Origin of the sequence: Corynebacterium provencense (genome assembly GCA_900049755.1) — a bacterium.
Lineage (GTDB): Bacteria > Actinomycetota > Actinomycetes > Mycobacteriales > Mycobacteriaceae > Corynebacterium > Corynebacterium neomassiliense.
Map to the genome: position 1 here is coordinate 834,489 of LT160592.1, position 16,927 is coordinate 851,415.

12 protein-coding genes are annotated in these 16,927 nt (G+C 69.5%); 5 read left to right on the plus strand and 7 right to left on the minus strand.

What is annotated here, in order from left to right:
- Position 1: 1 nt before the first annotated feature.
- The gene (locus BN3906_RS03815; RefSeq protein ID WP_261796821.1) at positions 2–1,150 is read left to right on the plus strand and encodes an acyl-CoA dehydrogenase family protein; all 1,149 of its coding nucleotides are present in this window, start codon (positions 2–4) and stop codon (positions 1,148–1,150) included.
- A gap of 109 nt (positions 1,151–1,259) precedes the next feature.
- On the opposite strand, the gene BN3906_RS03820 is transcribed toward BN3906_RS03815, so the two are convergent.
- Positions 1,260–1,997: a GNAT family N-acetyltransferase gene (locus BN3906_RS03820; RefSeq protein WP_147592744.1), complete on the minus strand. Its 738-nt coding sequence runs from the start codon at positions 1,995–1,997 to the stop codon at positions 1,260–1,262.
- 109 nt (positions 1,998–2,106) lie between these two features.
- Here BN3906_RS03820 and BN3906_RS03825 point away from each other — a divergent pair, with 109 nt between their 5' ends.
- Together BN3906_RS03825 and BN3906_RS03830 are read left to right on the plus strand one after the other, a co-directional pair.
- The gene (locus BN3906_RS03825) at positions 2,107–3,510 is read left to right on the plus strand and encodes a SidA/IucD/PvdA family monooxygenase (protein WP_066584328.1); all 1,404 of its coding nucleotides are present in this window, start codon (positions 2,107–2,109) and stop codon (positions 3,508–3,510) included.
- Positions 3,507–5,219: an amino acid adenylation domain-containing protein gene (locus tag BN3906_RS03830; RefSeq protein WP_066584331.1), complete on the plus strand. Its 1,713-nt coding sequence runs from the start codon at positions 3,507–3,509 to the stop codon at positions 5,217–5,219. Before BN3906_RS03825 ends, BN3906_RS03830 begins: the two co-directional genes overlap by 4 nt.
- Before the next feature lie 57 nt (positions 5,220–5,276).
- Here BN3906_RS03830 and BN3906_RS03835 read toward each other — a convergent pair whose 3' ends face one another.
- Positions 5,277–5,636: a phosphopantetheine-binding protein gene (locus BN3906_RS03835; RefSeq protein ID WP_187119883.1), complete on the minus strand. Its 360-nt coding sequence runs from the start codon at positions 5,634–5,636 to the stop codon at positions 5,277–5,279.
- A gap of 103 nt (positions 5,637–5,739) precedes the next feature.
- Here BN3906_RS03835 and BN3906_RS03840 point away from each other — a divergent pair, with 103 nt between their 5' ends.
- Both BN3906_RS03840 and BN3906_RS03845 read left to right on the plus strand, forming a co-directional pair.
- On the plus strand, positions 5,740–12,945 hold the full coding sequence (locus tag BN3906_RS03840) for a condensation domain-containing protein (RefSeq protein ID WP_066584334.1): 7,206 nt from the start codon (positions 5,740–5,742) through the stop codon (positions 12,943–12,945).
- Complete coding sequence (locus tag BN3906_RS03845; RefSeq protein ID WP_261796822.1) at positions 12,942–14,630, plus strand: (2,3-dihydroxybenzoyl)adenylate synthase; 1,689 nt, start codon at positions 12,942–12,944, stop codon at positions 14,628–14,630. Before BN3906_RS03840 ends, BN3906_RS03845 begins: the two co-directional genes overlap by 4 nt.
- A gap of 209 nt (positions 14,631–14,839) precedes the next feature.
- Here BN3906_RS03845 and rpsQ read toward each other — a convergent pair whose 3' ends face one another.
- The 5 genes from rpsQ to rplV are packed head-to-tail and all read right to left on the minus strand — an operon-like array spanning position 14,840 to position 16,927.
- On the minus strand, positions 14,840–15,121 hold the full coding sequence (rpsQ, locus tag BN3906_RS03850) for a 30S ribosomal protein S17 (RefSeq protein WP_066584335.1): 282 nt from the start codon (positions 15,119–15,121) through the stop codon (positions 14,840–14,842).
- Positions 15,118–15,351, minus strand: coding sequence for a 50S ribosomal protein L29 (gene rpmC / locus BN3906_RS03855; RefSeq protein ID WP_014010886.1), 234 nt, complete (start codon positions 15,349–15,351; stop codon positions 15,118–15,120). The genes rpsQ and rpmC overlap by 4 nt, the downstream gene beginning before the upstream one ends.
- Complete coding sequence (rplP, locus tag BN3906_RS03860) at positions 15,351–15,767, minus strand: 50S ribosomal protein L16 (protein ID WP_066584337.1); 417 nt, start codon at positions 15,765–15,767, stop codon at positions 15,351–15,353. Before rplP ends, rpmC begins: the two co-directional genes overlap by 1 nt.
- Before the next feature lie 3 nt (positions 15,768–15,770).
- Positions 15,771–16,565: a 30S ribosomal protein S3 gene (gene rpsC / locus BN3906_RS03865; RefSeq protein ID WP_066584347.1), complete on the minus strand. Its 795-nt coding sequence runs from the start codon at positions 16,563–16,565 to the stop codon at positions 15,771–15,773.
- Positions 16,565–16,927 carry a 50S ribosomal protein L22 gene (gene rplV, locus BN3906_RS03870; RefSeq protein WP_066584349.1) on the minus strand — a complete coding sequence of 121 codons (363 nt, stop codon included), beginning with the start codon at positions 16,925–16,927 and terminating at the stop codon, positions 16,565–16,567. Before rplV ends, rpsC begins: the two co-directional genes overlap by 1 nt.

A 16,927-nucleotide genomic window follows, 5' to 3' on the forward strand; every position in this document is an offset into this window, starting at 1 on the left:
GGTGGTCGACGCAGCCGGTCCCGGTGCTGACCGGGCAGAGGTCGTGGCCGGGGCGGTGAAGGCGTTGAAGACCTCAGGCCTGCTCGCCGCCACGGTACCCCGACGTCTCGGAGGACCCGGCGCGCCACCTTCCCGTATCGCCGAAGCTCTCCGCGTCCTGGCGTCCGCGGACGGCTCTCTGGCACAGATCCCCCAGTCCCACTTCACGTTCAGCCGGTGGCTGTTCGACGGTGAGCATCCGGAGAGTGAACAGTACTGGGCGGACAGGCTGATCTCGGGGACACTGGTCGCCAACGCCCAGGCAGAGCGTGACCCTGTCACCGTCGGCGACACCGTCGACGGGGTGAAGGTGTTCTGCACCGGGTCACCGTACGCCGACGTCCTCGCGGTGACCGGTCGGCCGGCGGCGGAGACCGCCCCGGCGGACGGACAGACGGTTGCGGTCTTCGTCGAAGCTGATGCCCCGGGAGTGACGGTACACCACGACTGGGACGCCCTGGGCCAGCGTTACACAGGCTCCGGCACGGTGTCCTTCCACAGGGTGCCGGTCCCCTCCGGGCGGGCGTACGCATTCGGGCGTGCTCTCGCCCTGCCCGGCTACGGGGCGTTCGCACAGCTCCTCCACGCGGCAATTGACGTCGGTGTGGCCGGGGCCGCACTCGACGCCGCCCTCGCACTCGTCACAGGCAGCCGCACCGGTCCCGGCGCCCGGCCCGTACATCGACAGCCGGGGGCCCTGCAGTCATCCTCCGCTGGACAGGAGGACGCCGACCCCGACGATCTGACCGCCCACCTGGCCGGTGAGCTTGTCGCACGGCGTTTCGCCGCCGAAGCAGTCGTCGAGAAAGCCGGACGTTCCCTCGACGCACTGTGGGCGGCTGACGACCCCTCCCCCGATCTGCGCACCCGGGTCGCCCTGCAGACCGCCGCCGCGAAGGTGACGACCGGCGAACTCACCGTGGATCTGGCGTCCCGGGTCTACGAACTGACCGGAACCCGCGGGGCCGCGGTCCACGGGGAGAACGGACTCGACCGGTACTGGAGGGACCTGCGCACCCACACCCTGCATGAACGGCGGCGGGACAAACTTGCCGTCCTGGGTCGTGAGGCTCTCACGGGCAGGTCCCCCGTGCTCGGCCCCCAGTTGTGACGGCAGCTACGGTGCCGGGGTTCCGGGGCCTCGCGTCCCGGCGGTGTCAGCTGCGGCCGCCCCTCCGGGTCAGGGGAGGCCCGAAGCAGGAAATCCTCAGGTTCCCCTCTCAGTCCTCCCTCTCGTACAAGCGGTTCTCAGCCACTTCTCCGCGCTCCGGCCAGAGGAACAGGCGGACACGCCGGTCCGCACGCTGCTGCCACTCCCCTGCGTCCACTGCCCCGAAGGCCCGCAGTCCGTGGTGTACGCGCACATTGGAGGCGTCCGGTTCAACGATCACCAGCCGGCACAGGGGGTCGGCGTCAACCAGCGCCCGGGTCAGCCCTTGCAGGAACGGCCCGAAGATCCCCCTGCTCGTCAGCGAGGCGTCCCCGACGGCCACATGCCAGCCGAAATCATGCGGGTCAGAGCGGTAGATCTTGCCGATTTCGTCCCGGTGGGGACGGTAGATCTCCATGTATCCGACATCTCTGCCGTTGTAGGAGACGATGACGGGCACAGAGTAGGTGGTCGACAGTTTCGCCCGCCAGTCCGCGGCCCACCGCTCCGGCTCCCAGGGCTGCTCCCAGGCAGCCTCAAGTTCCGGGGTCTTCATCCATCTGCTGACCATCTCGGCGTCACGGTCCGGGTCAGCGGTCCGGAGGGCGAAGTTGTCGTCCAGTCCCTGTCCCAGAGTCTGCGGTACAGGAGGGGGATCCGGGAGGAACTCAGACTCAGGAATATCTGTGCGAAGTCTGTGCAGAATACTGAGATCCACAGTTCCGTTGTCACCGGGGACGAGACCGTCGTCTCCGGATCCGGCCGCACCGGGGCCGGTCACAGGACCCGGAGTTTGATTGTCGGTCACAAGAATTCACTTTCTCTGGACATAAGTAATCCTACCCTTTGATCAGGGTGGTCAGCACAGGGTAGCCTGTCCGTCGTCATCCGCCAAGCCGTCAGGAGTTCGCCCTACCGTGAAGTCACTCGCCATCCTCGGTGCCGGCCCGAAGGCCGTCGCCGTGCAGGCCAAGGCGCACGCACTGCGCCGCCTCGGACTACCTGCCCCCGACATCACCGTCATCGACTACCAGGGAATCGGCGGCAACTGGAGGTCCGGTGGAGGCTGGACCGATGGTCGCCACCAGCTCGGAACCTCCCCCACCAAGGACGTGGGATTCCCCTACCGCACCAGAATCGCCGGCAGGACGGAGGCCGACCCTCTCAACCGTGCCGTCGACCGTGAGCTCATGTCGGTGTCGTGGCCGTCCTTCCTCGTGGCCACCGACCGTTACGCCGCATGGGTCGACCGGGGGCATCCCGCCCCCCGCCACTACCTCTGGGCCGACTACCTGCGCTGGGCGGCCGTGAACACCAGGATGGACCTCGTCAACGGACAGGTCACCAGGATCGGCCTGAGGAACGCCCGACGCACCGGACTGCGCGACGCCGACGGATGGTCACTCTCGGTGGATCTGGCGGACGGGTCAACCACCCGGATCACCGCCGACGCCCTGCTCGTGACCGGACCCGGCCGCTCCGACCGGCGCATCGCACCACTTCCGACCGTGATGTCCGTCTCCGGCTTCTGGTCCGCCGTCGGATCCGGCAGTCTTCCCGCCGCCAGCCGGGTCGCCGTCATCGGCGGAGGGGAGACCGCGGCGTCGGTGACCGACGAGATCATCCGTCACACCGTCGTGGACATCTCCGTGATCTCCCCCACGGCGACCATCTTCTCCCGCGGGGAGGGGGTGTTCGAGAACGAGATCTACACGGACCCGCGCAAGTGGGTCGAGCTCGACGAGGACGCCCGCCGTGACGTGATCGCACGGTGCGACCGTGGAGTGTTCTCCGGCCGGGTCCAGACCAGTCTCATGGCCGAGGACCGGGTCAGTCACCTGCGTGGACGCGTCCTCTCCGTCAATGACCACCACGGCTCGGCGGCAGTCCACGTTGCCCGCAGTCTTCCCGGGGGGCAGGTCGCGGAGCACACCGAGATCTTCGATCTCGTCATCGATGCCCGGGGGAACTCCCCGCTGTGGTTCACCCGCATGATGGACGACAGGGTCGTCGCCTCGCTGATCTCCGCCTGCGGCGGTCCTGTGACCACCGCCGCCGTCGAGGACCGGATCACCCCCGACCTGAGCCTGGGCGGCATGCGGCCCACCCTGTTCCTGCCCTCCCTCGCAGGCTTCCGACAGGGACCCGGTTTCGCGAACCTGAGCTGCCTCGGCGAACTGTCCGACCGTGTCCTCGCCGGTCTCGGCGTCAGCCCGGCACAGTCCCCCGCCGCCGGCCCGGCACAGTCCCCCGCCGCCGGCGGTGTGCCGACGGACCTGTCGACCGGCACCTTCCCCTCCTCCGAAAGGATCACCCAGTGAGCGCCCCCAGTCCCGTCTACACCGGTCGCCGCGACGACCTGCGCTTCGGCCCGGCACACCCGGTCGAACCCGGGACCCTCGACGAACTTCTCGCCCGGACCGCCGCCCGGGTCCCGGAACAGACGGCGGTCGTCGGCGACGGCGGTCCGCTCACCTTCGCGGAGGTCGACCGTCGTGCCACCGCCGTGGCCCGCTATCTGAGGGACCGGGGCATCGGAACCGGTGACAGGGTCGTCGTCGTGGCCAACCGCTGCGGCTGGATGTCCGCCGTCGTCACCGGAATCATCCGCGCGGGCGCGGTGTACGTCCCCGTCGATGCGTCCTACCCTGCGGAGAGGGTCAGCTTCATCTTCTCCGACTGTGAACCGGCCGCCGCATTCGCCCTCGGGGGCGCCTCCCTGCCGGAGGACCTCGCCGAGAGACTGACGAAGTCGGGGGTTGTCACAGCGACCGTCACGGACGATTCCCCCCTGGGCAGGGCCCTCATCGACGGTTCCGCCGACCCCGCATGGTCCACCGTCGGCACTTTCACCCGCGCCGAGCAGTCCCGTCCGCTCACCGGGGAGGACCCCTGCTACATCATCTACACCTCAGGTACCACGGGGACGCCGAAGGGTGCGGTGAACACCCACCGGGGTGTCAGTGCACACATGCAGTGGATGGGACGGGCCCTGACAAGTGTCGGTGACACCACCACCCCCATCCGTATGCTCCAGAAGGCCCCGGTCAGCTTCGACGTGGGCGTCGGGGAACTCATCGGCCCGCTGGCCACCGGTGGTGCCGTCGTCGTCCCGCCACCGGACTGGTGGCCCGGGGACGTCGACGCCCTGGTGAAGATGATCGCCGGATATGACGTCACAGTCATGTCGATGGTCCCCTCGTTGATGCGGGTACTCTTCGACGTCCTCGACGACCTCGGGGTCCCGCTGTCCACCTTCTCCAACATCCGTCACATGATCTTCGGCGGTGAGGCGGTGCCCGCCGACATCGTCCGACGCTCCCTCGACGAGATCGGCTGCCGGGTCTACGGACTCTACGGCCCCACCGAGACCGCCATGGACGTCACCTGGGTGGAGTACACCCACGACCTGGTCGGAGCCTCCGACTTCGACGACACCGCCAGCCTGCTCGGACTTCCCGAGGACAACGTGGCCTGCTACGTGGTGACCGAGGAAGGAACGGAGGTGGCCCCGGATGACGGGGACATCCCCGGCGAGCTCTGTCTGGCCGGACCGCAGGTCGGCCTGGGCTACCTCAACCGGCCGCAGCAGACCGCCGCGGCGTTCGTCCCCTCCCTGCACCCGGAAGTTGACGGTGGGCGGATGTACCGGACCGGCGACATCGTCGCCTGGACGACCGTGGGAGGACGCCGCGTGCTGAAGTTCCTCGGCCGTATCGGCGACCAGGTCAAGATCAGGGGCAACCGCGTGGAGCTCGGTGAGGTCGAAGCGCACCTGCGGGACCTGCCCGGTGTCCGGCAGGCCGCCGCCGTCGCCGTCGACCAGGACGGTTCCCGGGCACTGGTCGCCTTCGTCGTCGCCGAAGAGGACGCCACCCCTGACGTCACCGCACTGGCCGCGCAGCTCGGCGGTACCGTGCCCGAGTACATGGTGCCGTCGCAGATCTCGGTCATCACGGAACTGCCCGTGAACGCCAACGGCAAACTGGACCGGAGAGCGCTCGCAGATCTGGTCCAGAACCCCGGGTGATCCGCGGCACCGTCCGTCGACCTGCCGGCCCGGCCGGTGCCCGCCGGTCTGCCGGGCTCAGTCCCCCAGATCCTCCCCCAGATCCTCCCCCAGATCCTCCAGGAGTTCACGCCAGGCGGACAGTGAACTGTCCTCGGCGAGGTCGGCGAAATCCGCCCGGTACCCCTGTTCGCGGAGGAAGGAGACCACCTCGACCAGCCGGACCGAATCCAGTCCCTGGTCCATGAGCTCCTCCTCCGGGTCGATCTCGGAGACCCCGATGTTCATCAGCCCGGCAACTTTCGCGGTGAGCCGATCCATCACGGCGTCCAGCTCCGCAGGGCCCGCCCCCGGAGTCCCCGCACCGGCCGGAACTGCACCCCCGGCGTCCCCGGTCGTCCCGGTCGTCCCGACTGTCCTGTCGTCCTGTTCAGACATAGTTCCCTTCTCCATCCAGTTCTCTGCGTGCACGCGGACGTACCGCGCGCACTCTACCACCCGGATCAGCTAAGCCTCACCAGACCTGAAAGGTCACCAGACCGTGTCTTCACCCGCACACCTCGAACTCGGAGCCGCCCAGCGCGGCATCTGGAACGCCCAGTTGCTCGACCCCGCATCCCCGTACTACGTCGTCGGTGAGGTCCTGGAACTGGAGGGACTGACCCCCGGAGCAGACGGAAGGTCACCCGTCGACATCCTGGCGGAGTCGGTCCGGCTGACCGTCGACGAATCGGAGACACTGCGACTGCGTTTCACGGACACCCCGGACGGGCCACGCCAGTACGTCGACGACACCCCCGCACCGCTCCCCGAGGTCCGGGACCTGTCAGACGCACCCGACCCGCGACTGCTGGCCTCGGCCGTGATCGACGCGGAGAAGGCGTCCTGCGGGGAACACTGGTGCACGATGACCGGTGGACAACTGCACCGGTACCTCATCCTCGACCTCGGCTGGACCGGAGGTGACCCGGACAGGGGCCGCACCGTGTGGTGCATCCAGCTCTACCACCACATCATCGTCGACGGGTACAGTGCCGCCCTGCTCACCCGTCGTACCGCCGCCCACTACACAGAGCTTGCCGGAGGACGCCCCGCGCGCCGGAACAGGTTCTCCCCGGTCGCCGACATTGTCGCGGCAGACCGCGACTACACCACCGACGAGGGCCCCTCCGGCCGTGACGCCGACCGTGCCTTCTGGCACGACTATCTCACCCCCGCCCCGGACACCACCGGGAGGGAGGACCACGTCCACGGAGCCGGCACGTCATCGACCACCACCACACTCCGGATCACCGCGGCGGAGATGGACGCCCTGCGCACCCGGGCCCAGTCTCAGGGACTGGTCTGGTCCGACCTGGTCATGGCCGCGTACGGGGCGTGGCTGCGCAAACTCGGCCTCATCCCTTCCGTCCCTTCCGTCAGCTCCACCGGTTCTGACGCCGAAGCCCTGCTGGCGATGCCGATGATGGCCCGGACCAGCGGAGTGCTGCGCCGTACCCCGGCGATGCTGGTGAACATGCTTCCGGTCCGCTTCCCCGTCCGAGGTGACGCCACCCTCGACGAGGTCGCCGCCGAGGCCGGGGCCGCGCTCGACACCGTCCGGCCCCACCAGCGTTTCCCCGGCTCTGAGCTGGCCCGGGACCTCGGACACCCTGCCGTCCTGCACGGCATCGGGCTGAATCTCAAGACCTTCGACTTCTCCCTCGACTTCAACGGCACGGTCGGCGTCCTGCGCAACATTGCCGGCGGTCCTCCCGAGGACCTCGTCCTCGTGGTCACCCCCGCCGCCGACGGTGGCACGGACATCGCCTTCGAGACCGATCCACGCAGTGTGGACGCCCCGACGGCACTCCGGCGTCTCCGGGACATCCACGCCCTGCTCTTCGACGTCCCCGGGTCGACCCCTCTGTCACAGATCCGACTCCGGGACGCAGAGACGCGGGCACGGACCGCGGCCGCGCGTGCCGGTGAACCGCTCCCCCGACCGGTTCCCGGACTCGACGGGAGGATCGACTCCCTGGCCTCCCGGGACGGCTGGGAGGATGAGACCCGTCCCCTGCTCGTCTCCGACGACGGGGCCACGGAACTCACCGCGGCGCAGACCGCTGCCCGGGTCGCCGCCCTGGCCCGCACTCTGTCGGCGGACACGCCCCCGGGCTCGGTCATCGCACTGGACCTTCCGAAGTCCCCGGAACTGGCGGTGGCCGTCCTCGCCGTGTGGAGGGCACACCGGGCCTTCGTCATCCTGGACCGGGAGCATCCGCAGGCCCGGCGCGCCAGGATCCTCACCGACTCCGGGGCCGTCGCCGTCCTCGGGGAGTCCGCCGTCCTGCGGCCCACCGGGGTCCGCGCCCCCTCCGCCGACGACGTCGAGGTCCCTGACCTGGCCTATCTCCTGTACACCTCCGGGACGACCGGTACGCCCAAGGGGGTGCAGATCACCAGGTCCGCCGTCGAGGCACTGCTGGCCGGTCATTCGGTGCACCTGTGGAAGGACGCCTGGTCCCGCTCCGTCGACGGCAGGCTCGATGTCGCGCACACGGCGTCCTTCTCCTTCGACGCCGCACTCGACCAGCTGGCATGGATATTCACCGGGGCCACCGTCCACCTCTACGACAGGGACACCGTCGGGGATCCCGCCGCGATGCGGGCCGCACTGCTGCGCGACCGTATCTCGGTGCTCGACGCCACCCCTTCACTGGCCGGGGCGCTCATCGACTCCGGTGCCCTGGGAAGTGCCCTGGAAAGCTCGGACGTGTCGACGGTGATCCTGGGAGGAGAGGCTGTACCGCAGTCACTGTGGGACCGCCTGGTGTCGGTCGGCGGGGACTCCGGCGCACGTCCGGGCCGGTTCGGTGCCTGGAACGTCTACGGTCCCACCGAATCCACCGTCGACGCCCTCATGGCCCGGGTCGCCCCCGGTCCGGTGAACATCGGCCGCGCCGTGCCCGGTACCGTCGCCGAGATCCTCGACGTCGACGGTGAACCCGTCCCTGACAACGAGACCGGTGAACTGTACCTGTCCGGTCCCCAGACCGCTGTGGGCTACCGGGGGATGCCGGAACGGACCGCCGAGGTCTTCGACACCGTCCGTCCTGCCCGACCGGACCCGGACGGCCCTCAGGAGGGGAAGGACGCCACGGGCGGGGTGCGCCGCTACCGTACCGGCGACCTCGTCCGGTGGGTTCCCGGCCGAGGCGGTTCGGAGGACTCCGGGGCGACCCTGTTCCTCGGCCGGGCGGACGACCAGCTGGAGATCCGCGGACACCGGGTGGAACCCGGGGAGGTTGAGGCAGCCCTTCTCGCACTGCCCGAGGTCACCGCGGCGGCGGTGGGAACCTTCGGTGGGCCTGGCGCGCTGCGGCTGGTCGCCCATGTCTGCCTCACCCGGGAGGCGTCCTCCCAGGTGCCCCCGTTCGACGTCCGTTCCGCTGTCGCCGCCACGGTGCCCTCCCACCTGGTCCCGACGAGGGTGCGGGTCCATGACAGGCTTCCCCTCACCGTCGGCGGAAAAGTCGACCGGCGGGCACTGGAGGAGTGGGAGGCCCTGAACGGCAGTGCCGGTGGTGCGGCAGGTGCCGCCGGTACCCCTGCTGCTGACGCCCCCGGCCTCCCCGCCGACCCCGGTCCCGGAGACACCGTGGAACCTGCAGGTGCGGGTCCTGTGCTCGCCGAAGTCCTCGCCCCGCTGCTCGGTCTCTCCGACGCGGCGCAGGTTCCCCTCGACCGCGACTTCATCTCCCTCGGCGGCGACAGCATCGCCGCCCTCACCGCCTCCGGAAGACTACGGATGCGCGGCTACGCGGTGCCCGCCAGGGAGTTCCTCACCGGGACCCTGCTCTCGGACATCGCCACGTCCGCGGAACCTGTCACACCCGCCGGAGCCCTGTCCGCCCCCACCTCCGGTACTGTCTCCGGCACACGCCCGGCCGGAGAGGCCGGCGGCGGTACCGCCGTCGCCACGGGGGCACTGCCGACCGTGCCGCTCCCCGCTGACACCGCCCTGTGCGGCACCCTCCACGGAATCGACCCGGAACTGGGCCTGCCCGGAGGTCGTGCCGGACTCCTCGCCGCGGTGCAGAACATGATGACCACCCACGGGGCACTGCGGGCCGTCTTCGACCCCACCGGCGACGACGGCCCCCGGTTCATTGTCCCGCGGACCCCGCTGACCGTCCCCGACGCTGTCATCTGCGAAGCCCCGGCCGGCCCCGGACAGGACGCCGCGCTCACCGCGGCACTGCAGCCGGAACGTGGACTCGTGTGGCAGATCACCCCACCGGACGCCGAGGGTGAGGTACGGGTCTGCGTCCACCGTGGCGTCCTCGACCCCGGTGCAGCGGACATCTTCCTCGGGGAACTGCACCGGGCGCTCACCGGACTGCCGCTGCAGCCCTCCCCCGGCTCGTGGCGGGCAGCCGCACAACTCCCGGTGCGGGTCGCCCCTGTCACCGGGTCGGCCGCGTCACCGCTGGTCTTCGACCTTCCTGATCCGGAGGCTCTCACCGAACTGCTCCCGGAGCAGTACGGGACGGGTGTCGGGGAAGTTCTCACCGCGCTCGCCTCCCTTGCCACCGGGGCCCCGGTGGGCCTGCGTGACAGGCCGTCCGCTGCCCGGGGCGTCCTCGGTTCCCTGACCCGGACCCGGGTCGTCCCTGCAGCGGCAGGAGCCTCCGACCTGGACGGACGGGAAGGAAAATCAGACAGGGCGAAGTCTGTCCTCCTCGGGGTCAAGGAGGCCTTCAGAACCGGGCGACCGGCTGAGGACACCCCCGCGCTCACAGTGTCGTCCGTCCCGGGAAGCCTGCTGCCCGCCGGGCGGGTACTGCTCACCGCAGGTGCATCCCACCTGCTCGTCAGCACCGGAACCGGGGACGCCCCCGACACGGGGCAGACGACGGTGCTCACCGCCAGGCTCTACCAGGGCTCCCCCGAACTCGTGGAACGACTCACCGGGGCCGCTGTCGCCCTGGCCGTCCTCGCCCGGACAGGTCAGGGGGGCTGCAGTCCCTCCGACCTGGTGCACCTGCCGCCGAACCTCCGGCCGGTCAGCCGGGACCTCATCGACCTCTGGGAGGGTACGCACGGCCCCCTGGCCGATGTCCTCCCCCTGTCCCCCCTGCAGGAGGGACTCCTCTACCACGCGGTCGCGGGAGGGGACGGGTACGTCCTCTCCGCCGGTATCGACCTCGCGGGGGAGGTCGACGTGGACCGTCTCCACGACGCGTTCCGGGCGGTCCTCCGCCGCCACGGTCTGTTGCGCGCCCGCTTCGACTCCGACTCCCTCGACGAACCGGTGCAGCTCATCCCCCGCCGGGTCACACTGCCCTGGCGGACGGTGGACTTCTCCCACCTGCCCGCGGACGCCGCCGCAGGAGCCGTGAAGGACCGGTTGCGGGCCATGGCTGCCCGCAGGATCGATCTCGCCACCGGTCCGCTCGTCGCGGCGGAGCTCATTCTTCTGCCCCGGCAGCCCCTCCCCGACAGCGGGCCCGGAAACAGCGCCGGCCAGACTGCCGGCCCCAGCGCAGGCCCCGGTGCCGGGGCGGCCGGCGCGGCCGGCGCCTCCTCCGCGGTACCGGAGCAGGACCTGCTCACCGCGTCCGCCTGTCTCGTCCTCGGCAACCACCACCTGCTCACCGACGGATGGTCCACCCCGGTCATGGTCCGCGACCTCCTGGCCCTCTACCACGGTGACCCCCTCCCGGAGGCCGCCCCGTACTCCGACTACCTCGACTGGCTCGCGTCCAGGGAAGACTCCGGGGAAACGGCCGCCGACGAGGACGCCTGGCGTGAACGCCTCGCCGGTCTCGACCACGGCACCCTGATCCGCGACATCGCCCCGGCCACCCCTGACGACCTCGAAAGGGCAGGCAGCGTCACCGGAGAGTCCGTCGACGAACTGACCGTCCCCGACTCCCTCGCGGCCAGGGCACGGCACGCCGGAGTGACCGTGAACACCCTCCTGCAGACGGCCTGGTCCCTGACGCTGTCTGCGTTGACCGGTGCGGACGACATCGTCTCCGGGACCACGGTCTCCGGGCGTCCCACCCAGCTGCCCGGTATCGAGGACACTGTCGGACTGTTCATCAACACACTGCCTGCACGGGTCACCCTCGACCCCTCGCAGACCCTCACCGACACACTCCGCAACGTCGGACGTATCCAGGCCAGGATGACCGCACACGACCAGGTACCGCTCAGCCGGATCGAGCAGCTCGCCGGTGCCGGTGCACTGTTCGACTCCCTCGTCGTCGTCGACAACTTCCCCTCCCTGCCGCCGGTCACCGGAGAACAACTGTCCCGGGGCAGGATCGGGGTCACCGACGTGCAGGTCGACGGCATGACCAGTTTCCCGGTGTCAGTGGTCTCACCGCCGGCGGCCCCGGGTGAACCGGTGCGCGTGGTCCTGGCCCACCGCCCCGATCTGGTGGACTCCCGTTTCGTCGACGCGGCACGGACAGTCCTGACCCGGGTTCTCGGCTACTTCGCGGACGCCGGTGCCGGGAGCGCCGGGAGCGCCGGAGAGGTCACGGAGGCGGCGGAGCCCACCGTCGGCGATGTTCTCGCCGGGCTTCCCCGGTGGACACGGGAGGACGCCACCACCGCACCTGCCCCCGCCCACTCCACGCTTCCCGCGCACACCACAGCCGTCACCTCCCACTCCGGTGGCCGCCCGGCCGCCGACGGTACCGCCGACGTGCCTGACCCGGGCGAAGTCAGCTCGACCGTCGCCCGCGTCATGGCGTCCCTCCTGAAGAAGGACCACGTCGGTGAGCACGACAACTTCTTCGACATCGGCGGCCATTCCCTCCTCGCCATGCGACTGCTGGGCAGACTGCGCCGGGAGGGGCTCGAGGACGTCACCATCCAGGACATCGTGGAGACAGGTTCACCGGCTGCCCTGGCAGCACGACTGAGCGGGGGCGGGAGCAGTCAGATCCTGCCCCTCGGCCCGGGAACCCGGACACCCCTGTTCGCCGTCCATCCCGGCGGAGGTTTCGCCCTGCCTTTCCGTGGCCTCGCCGACCGGCTTTCGGCCGAGGACGTCCCCGTCACCGGCCTGCAGCTCCCCGACCCCCACCCGGAGGTCACCGATCTCTCCGAACTCGCCTCCGGCTACGTCGACTCCGTCATGCAGGTGCAGGACCACGGCCCCTACCGGCTGCTCGGTTACTCTTTCGGCGGTGTCCTCGCCCAGGCGATGACGGCCGAACTTCTCCGCCGGGGTGAACAGGTCTCCTGGCTCGGGATCATGGACGCCTACCCCGCCGGTCACGGTCCCGTCACCCGGAGCACGGCAGACGCGGTGAACGCGGTGAACGCGGCGAACGCGGCAGGCACGGCAGACGCGGCAGGCCGGGGCGGCAACCTCACCGCCGCCCAGATCGCCGCTGTGGCCGGGGTTCCCGACATCGACAACCTCCCCGGGGGCGCGGAGGCCGCCGACGCGGTCACCCTCACCCTGGGCGCGAACCTCGCCTACTGCGACGGTCTGCTTCGCTCGGCATCACCCGTCGACCTCTCGGGATTCACGGGCGTGGTGCAGCTCATCGTCGCCACCCGTGCCGACCCCCGGGTCGCAGGACTCCACGGAGCACCCGGTGTCTGGGATCCGGCCACCGCCTGGGCCGGTGTCCTGGACACTCCTCCCCGCGTCCTCGAACTCGACCTCACCCACGCCGGACTGGCCACCGATGCCGGCTGGGACGCCTCGACCCCCTCGATTCTGAAAGGACTGCAGTGAACCCGAACCCGTCGACTGTTCCCGGGACTGATTCCCCCGCCGACCCCCGTAACGCCCTGGAGGCGGCGACTGATCCCGGCGTCCTCGCCAACGGCGTCCCCGTACAGGACGCCGAACGCTACCGGTCCTGTGGTGCCTGGACCGGGGACACGCACTGGAAACTCTTCCGACGTGCCGTCGACGCGTGGCCCGGACGGCCCGCCGCCGTCGACCGTCACCGCAGCGTGACCTGGGCCGAACTCGACGACGGTGTGTCGCGGGCAGCCGCAGTCCTCGCCGACGCCGGGGTGGGCCGCGGTGACGGCGTCATCATCCAGCTGCCGAACTGCGTCGCCTACCTCGAGGCCGTGTTCGCCCTCTGGCGGATCGGTGCGGTCCCCGTGTTCTCCCTCCCCGCGCACGGCTCCTCCGAAATCCTCCATTTCGCGTCTCACGCGCCGGCCCGCCACTACCTCTCCACAGCCCGGCCCGACCGCCATCTCAGCCGGGTACACGCCACCGTGGCCGCCAGGACGGACATCACCGGCATCTACGTCGACACCTGGGCCGAAGACCCCTGGAACTCCGGTGACCTACACGCCGACGAACTCCCCGTCCCCGCGCCCGCCGAAGTACCCGCCGACGAGCTTGCCTTCCTCCAGCTCTCGGGCGGGACGACCGGGGTACCCAAGCAGATCCCCCGCACCCACGACGACTACCTCTACTCCGTCCGCGCCTCCCTGGAGGTCTGCGACCTCCACCACGGCGACGTGCTTCTCGTCGCACTGCCGGCGTCCCACAACTTCACGATGAGTTCCCCCGGCATCCTCGGCGCAGTGCACGTCGGGGCGACAGTGGTCTTCTCCCCCGACCCCATGCCCACCGAGGTGCTACCCCTCATCGCCGAACACCGGGTCACCCACCTGGCCCTGGTCCCTCCTGCGCTGATCAGCCTGCTGAACTTCCCCGACCGTGACGACCATGACCTCTCCACTGTCCGCACAGTGTGGGTGGGAGGGGCGAAACTGTCTGAGGCGGCGGCACGCCGGGTCACCCCGGAACTGGGATGGAAGCTGCAGCAGGTGTTCGGGATGGCTGAGGGCCTGGTCAACTACACCCCGTTGGACGCCACGGTCGAGGAGACCGTCTCCACACAGGGCCGGCCCATGAGCCCGTGGGACGAGATCCGGGTCGTCGACGACCATGACGAGGACGTCCCCGAGGGTACGCCCGGCAACCTGCTGACCCGCGGACCCTACACCATCCGGAGGTACCACCGCGCCCCCGAGGTCAACGCCAGGTCATTCACCCCCGACGGGTTCTACCGCACCGGGGACATCGTCGTGTTCAAAGACGGTTGCCTCACCGTCGTCGGCAGAGCGAAAGACCAGATCAACCGGGGTGGGGAGAAGATTGCGCCGGAAGCTGTCGAGAATGCGCTGCTGACCCACCCCGCCGTGCACGACGTCTCCGTCGTCGGCGCCCCGGACGAGGTACTCGGGGAAAAGATCCACGCCTTCATCATTCCCCGGCCCGAGTTCCGTGCGGACCCGCACGCCGCGGGCCTGACCGCGACAAAACTGCGGAAGTTCGTCAGGGCCGCCGGCCTCGCCAGCTTCGCCGTGCCTGACATCATCGACATTGTCGACAGTTTCCCGTTGACGGGTGTGGGAAAGGTGTCGAAGAAGCAGCAGCAGACCCGCTGACACGCGCTCAGTGCCCGGACATCCGGCGCCGGTCAACAGCGGGCCGGTACGTGGCGGGGCGGGGTACGGCCCTGCCCACGTCCGCCGGATATGCCGAAGGTCCCCGCCCCGGAACTCTCCCGGGACGGGGACCAGTGACACGGTGCGGGGCCTGCCGGCCACCGCAGAGAACCAGCCGGGCCCTGCCGGGCCGGCTTGTCCTGTACGGCCTACTTGGCCTTCTCGACGATTTCGACGAGACGGAAGTGCTTGTCCTTGGACAGCGGCCGGGTCTCTTCGATGCGGACCAGGTCGCCGATACCGGCGACGTTGTCCTCGTCGTGCGCCTTCACCTTGGTGTTGGTACGCATGATCTTGCCGTAGAGGGCGTGCTTCTTACGGTCCTCGAGCTCGACGACGATGGTCTTGCTCATCTTGTCGGACACGACGTAGCCGGTCCGGACCTTGCGGGCACCCTTGGTGTTCTGGTTGGTCACGTTGGTCTCACTCATGCTGCGTCACCCTCCGGAGCGGTGGACAGGCCCAGCTCGCGCTCACGGAGCACGGTGTAGATCCGGGCGATGTCGCGCTTGACGGTGCCGAGGCGACGGTTGTTGGTCAGCTGACCGGTGGCGTTCTGGAAGCGCAGGTTGAACAGCTCCTCCTTCGCCTCCTTCAGCTTGGTGGTCAGCTCATCGTTGCTGAGGTCACGGAGCTCGTGGGCCGGTGTACCGGTAGCCATCAGAACTGATCCTCCTTCTTCACGATTCGCACCTTGCAGGGGAGCTTGTTGCCCGCACGACGGAGCGCCTCGAGGGCAACTTCCTCACTCGGGTAGCTCATCTCGAACAGGATACGGCCGGGCTTGACGTTCGCGACCCACTTCTCCACGGGGCCCTTACCCGAACCCATACGCACGCCGAGCGGCTTCTGGGTCAGGGGGCGGTCCGGGAAGATGTTGATCCACACCTTGCCACCACGCTTGACGTGGCGGTTGATGGCGATACGGGCAGCCTCGATCTGGCGGTTGGTGATGTACGTCGGCTCCAGGGCCTGCAGGCCGTAGTCGCCGAAGGTCACGCGGTTGCCGCCCTTGGACACACCGGAACGGTGCGGCCGGTGCTGGCGGCGGAACTTGACCCGCTTGGGGATAAGCATGGGTTAACCCTCCTGCTTCTGGTCGGCACGCGGACGCCGAGCTCCTCCGCGACGCGGACGCTCGCGACGGTTGCCGCGGGCACCGCGGTCCTCGCGGGCGTGCGGACGCTCGCGACGGTTGCCGCGGGCACCGCGGTCCTCGCGGGCGTTGAGCAGGGACTCGCGGCGGCCACCGACGACGTCGCCCTTGTAGATCCAGACCTTCACGCCGATGCGGCCGAAGGTGGTGTGGGCTTCGAAAGTACCGTAGTCGATCTCGGCCCGCAGCGTGTGGAGCGGGACGCGACCTTCGTGGTACCGCTCGGTGCGGCCCATCTCGGCACCGCCGAGACGACCCGAGCAGACAACCTTGATGCCCTTGACCTGGGGCTGACGCATGGCGGACTGGATCGCCTTGCGCATTGCCCGGCGGAAGGCCACGCGGTTGCTCAGCTGCTCAGCGATGGACTGGGCCACGAGCTGGGCGTTGGCGTCAATGTTCTTGACTTCGAGGATGTTGAGCTGCACCTGCTTACCGGTGAGCTTCTCCAGACGGCCACGGATCCGGTCCGCCTCGGCGCCGCGGCGTCCGATGACGATGCCCGGGCGGGCGGTGTGGATGTCCACGCGGACCCGGTCGCGGGTGCGCTCGATGACGACGTCGGCGATGCCGGCGCGATCGAGGCCCTTGGACAGGAACTCGCGGATCTTGATGTCCTCGGCGAGGTAGTCAGCGTACTGCTTGTCGGCGTACCAGCGGGAGCGCCACTCGGAAGTGATACCCAGCCGGAGGCCGTGGGGGTGAATCTTCTGGCCCACTACTGAGCACTTCCCTTCTGGCTCTCGACAACCACGGTGATGTGGCTGGTGCGCTTGCGGATCTGGAAGGCCCGACCCTGGGCGCGGGGCTGGAACCGCTTGAGCGTCGGTCCTTCGTCGGCGAAAGCCTCGGAGACGACGAGCGTGCGGGGGTCCAGGCCGAAGTTGTTCTCGGCGTTCGCGGCGGCGGATGCGACAACCTTCGCGACCGGCTCAGAGGCCGACTGCGGGGCGTAGCGCAGGATCGCCAGCGCGTCCTCCACGGACTTGCCGCGGATGGTGTCGATGACGCGACGTGCCTTCATCGGGGTGACCCGGACGAACTTGGCGGTGGCGCGTGCGGAATTGATGGTGTCGGACAT

Bases quoted from the DNA above. Each gene is read 5' to 3' on its own strand.
- rplP (WP_066584337.1), bottom strand. From the start codon at position 15,767: ATGCTTATCCCCAAGCGGGTCAAGTTCCGCCGCCAGCACCGGCCGCAC.
- rpsQ (WP_066584335.1), bottom strand. From the start codon at position 15,121: ATGAGTGAGACCAACGTGACCAACCAGAACACCAAGGGTGCCCGCAAG.
- rpmC (WP_014010886.1), bottom strand. From the start codon at position 15,351: ATGGCTACCGGTACACCGGCCCACGAGCTCCGTGACCTCAGCAACGAT.
- rplV (WP_066584349.1), bottom strand. From the start codon at position 16,927: ATGTCCGACACCATCAATTCCGCACGCGCCACCGCCAAGTTCGTCCGG.
- BN3906_RS03835 (WP_187119883.1), bottom strand. From the start codon at position 5,636: ATGTCTGAACAGGACGACAGGACAGTCGGGACGACCGGGACGACCGGG.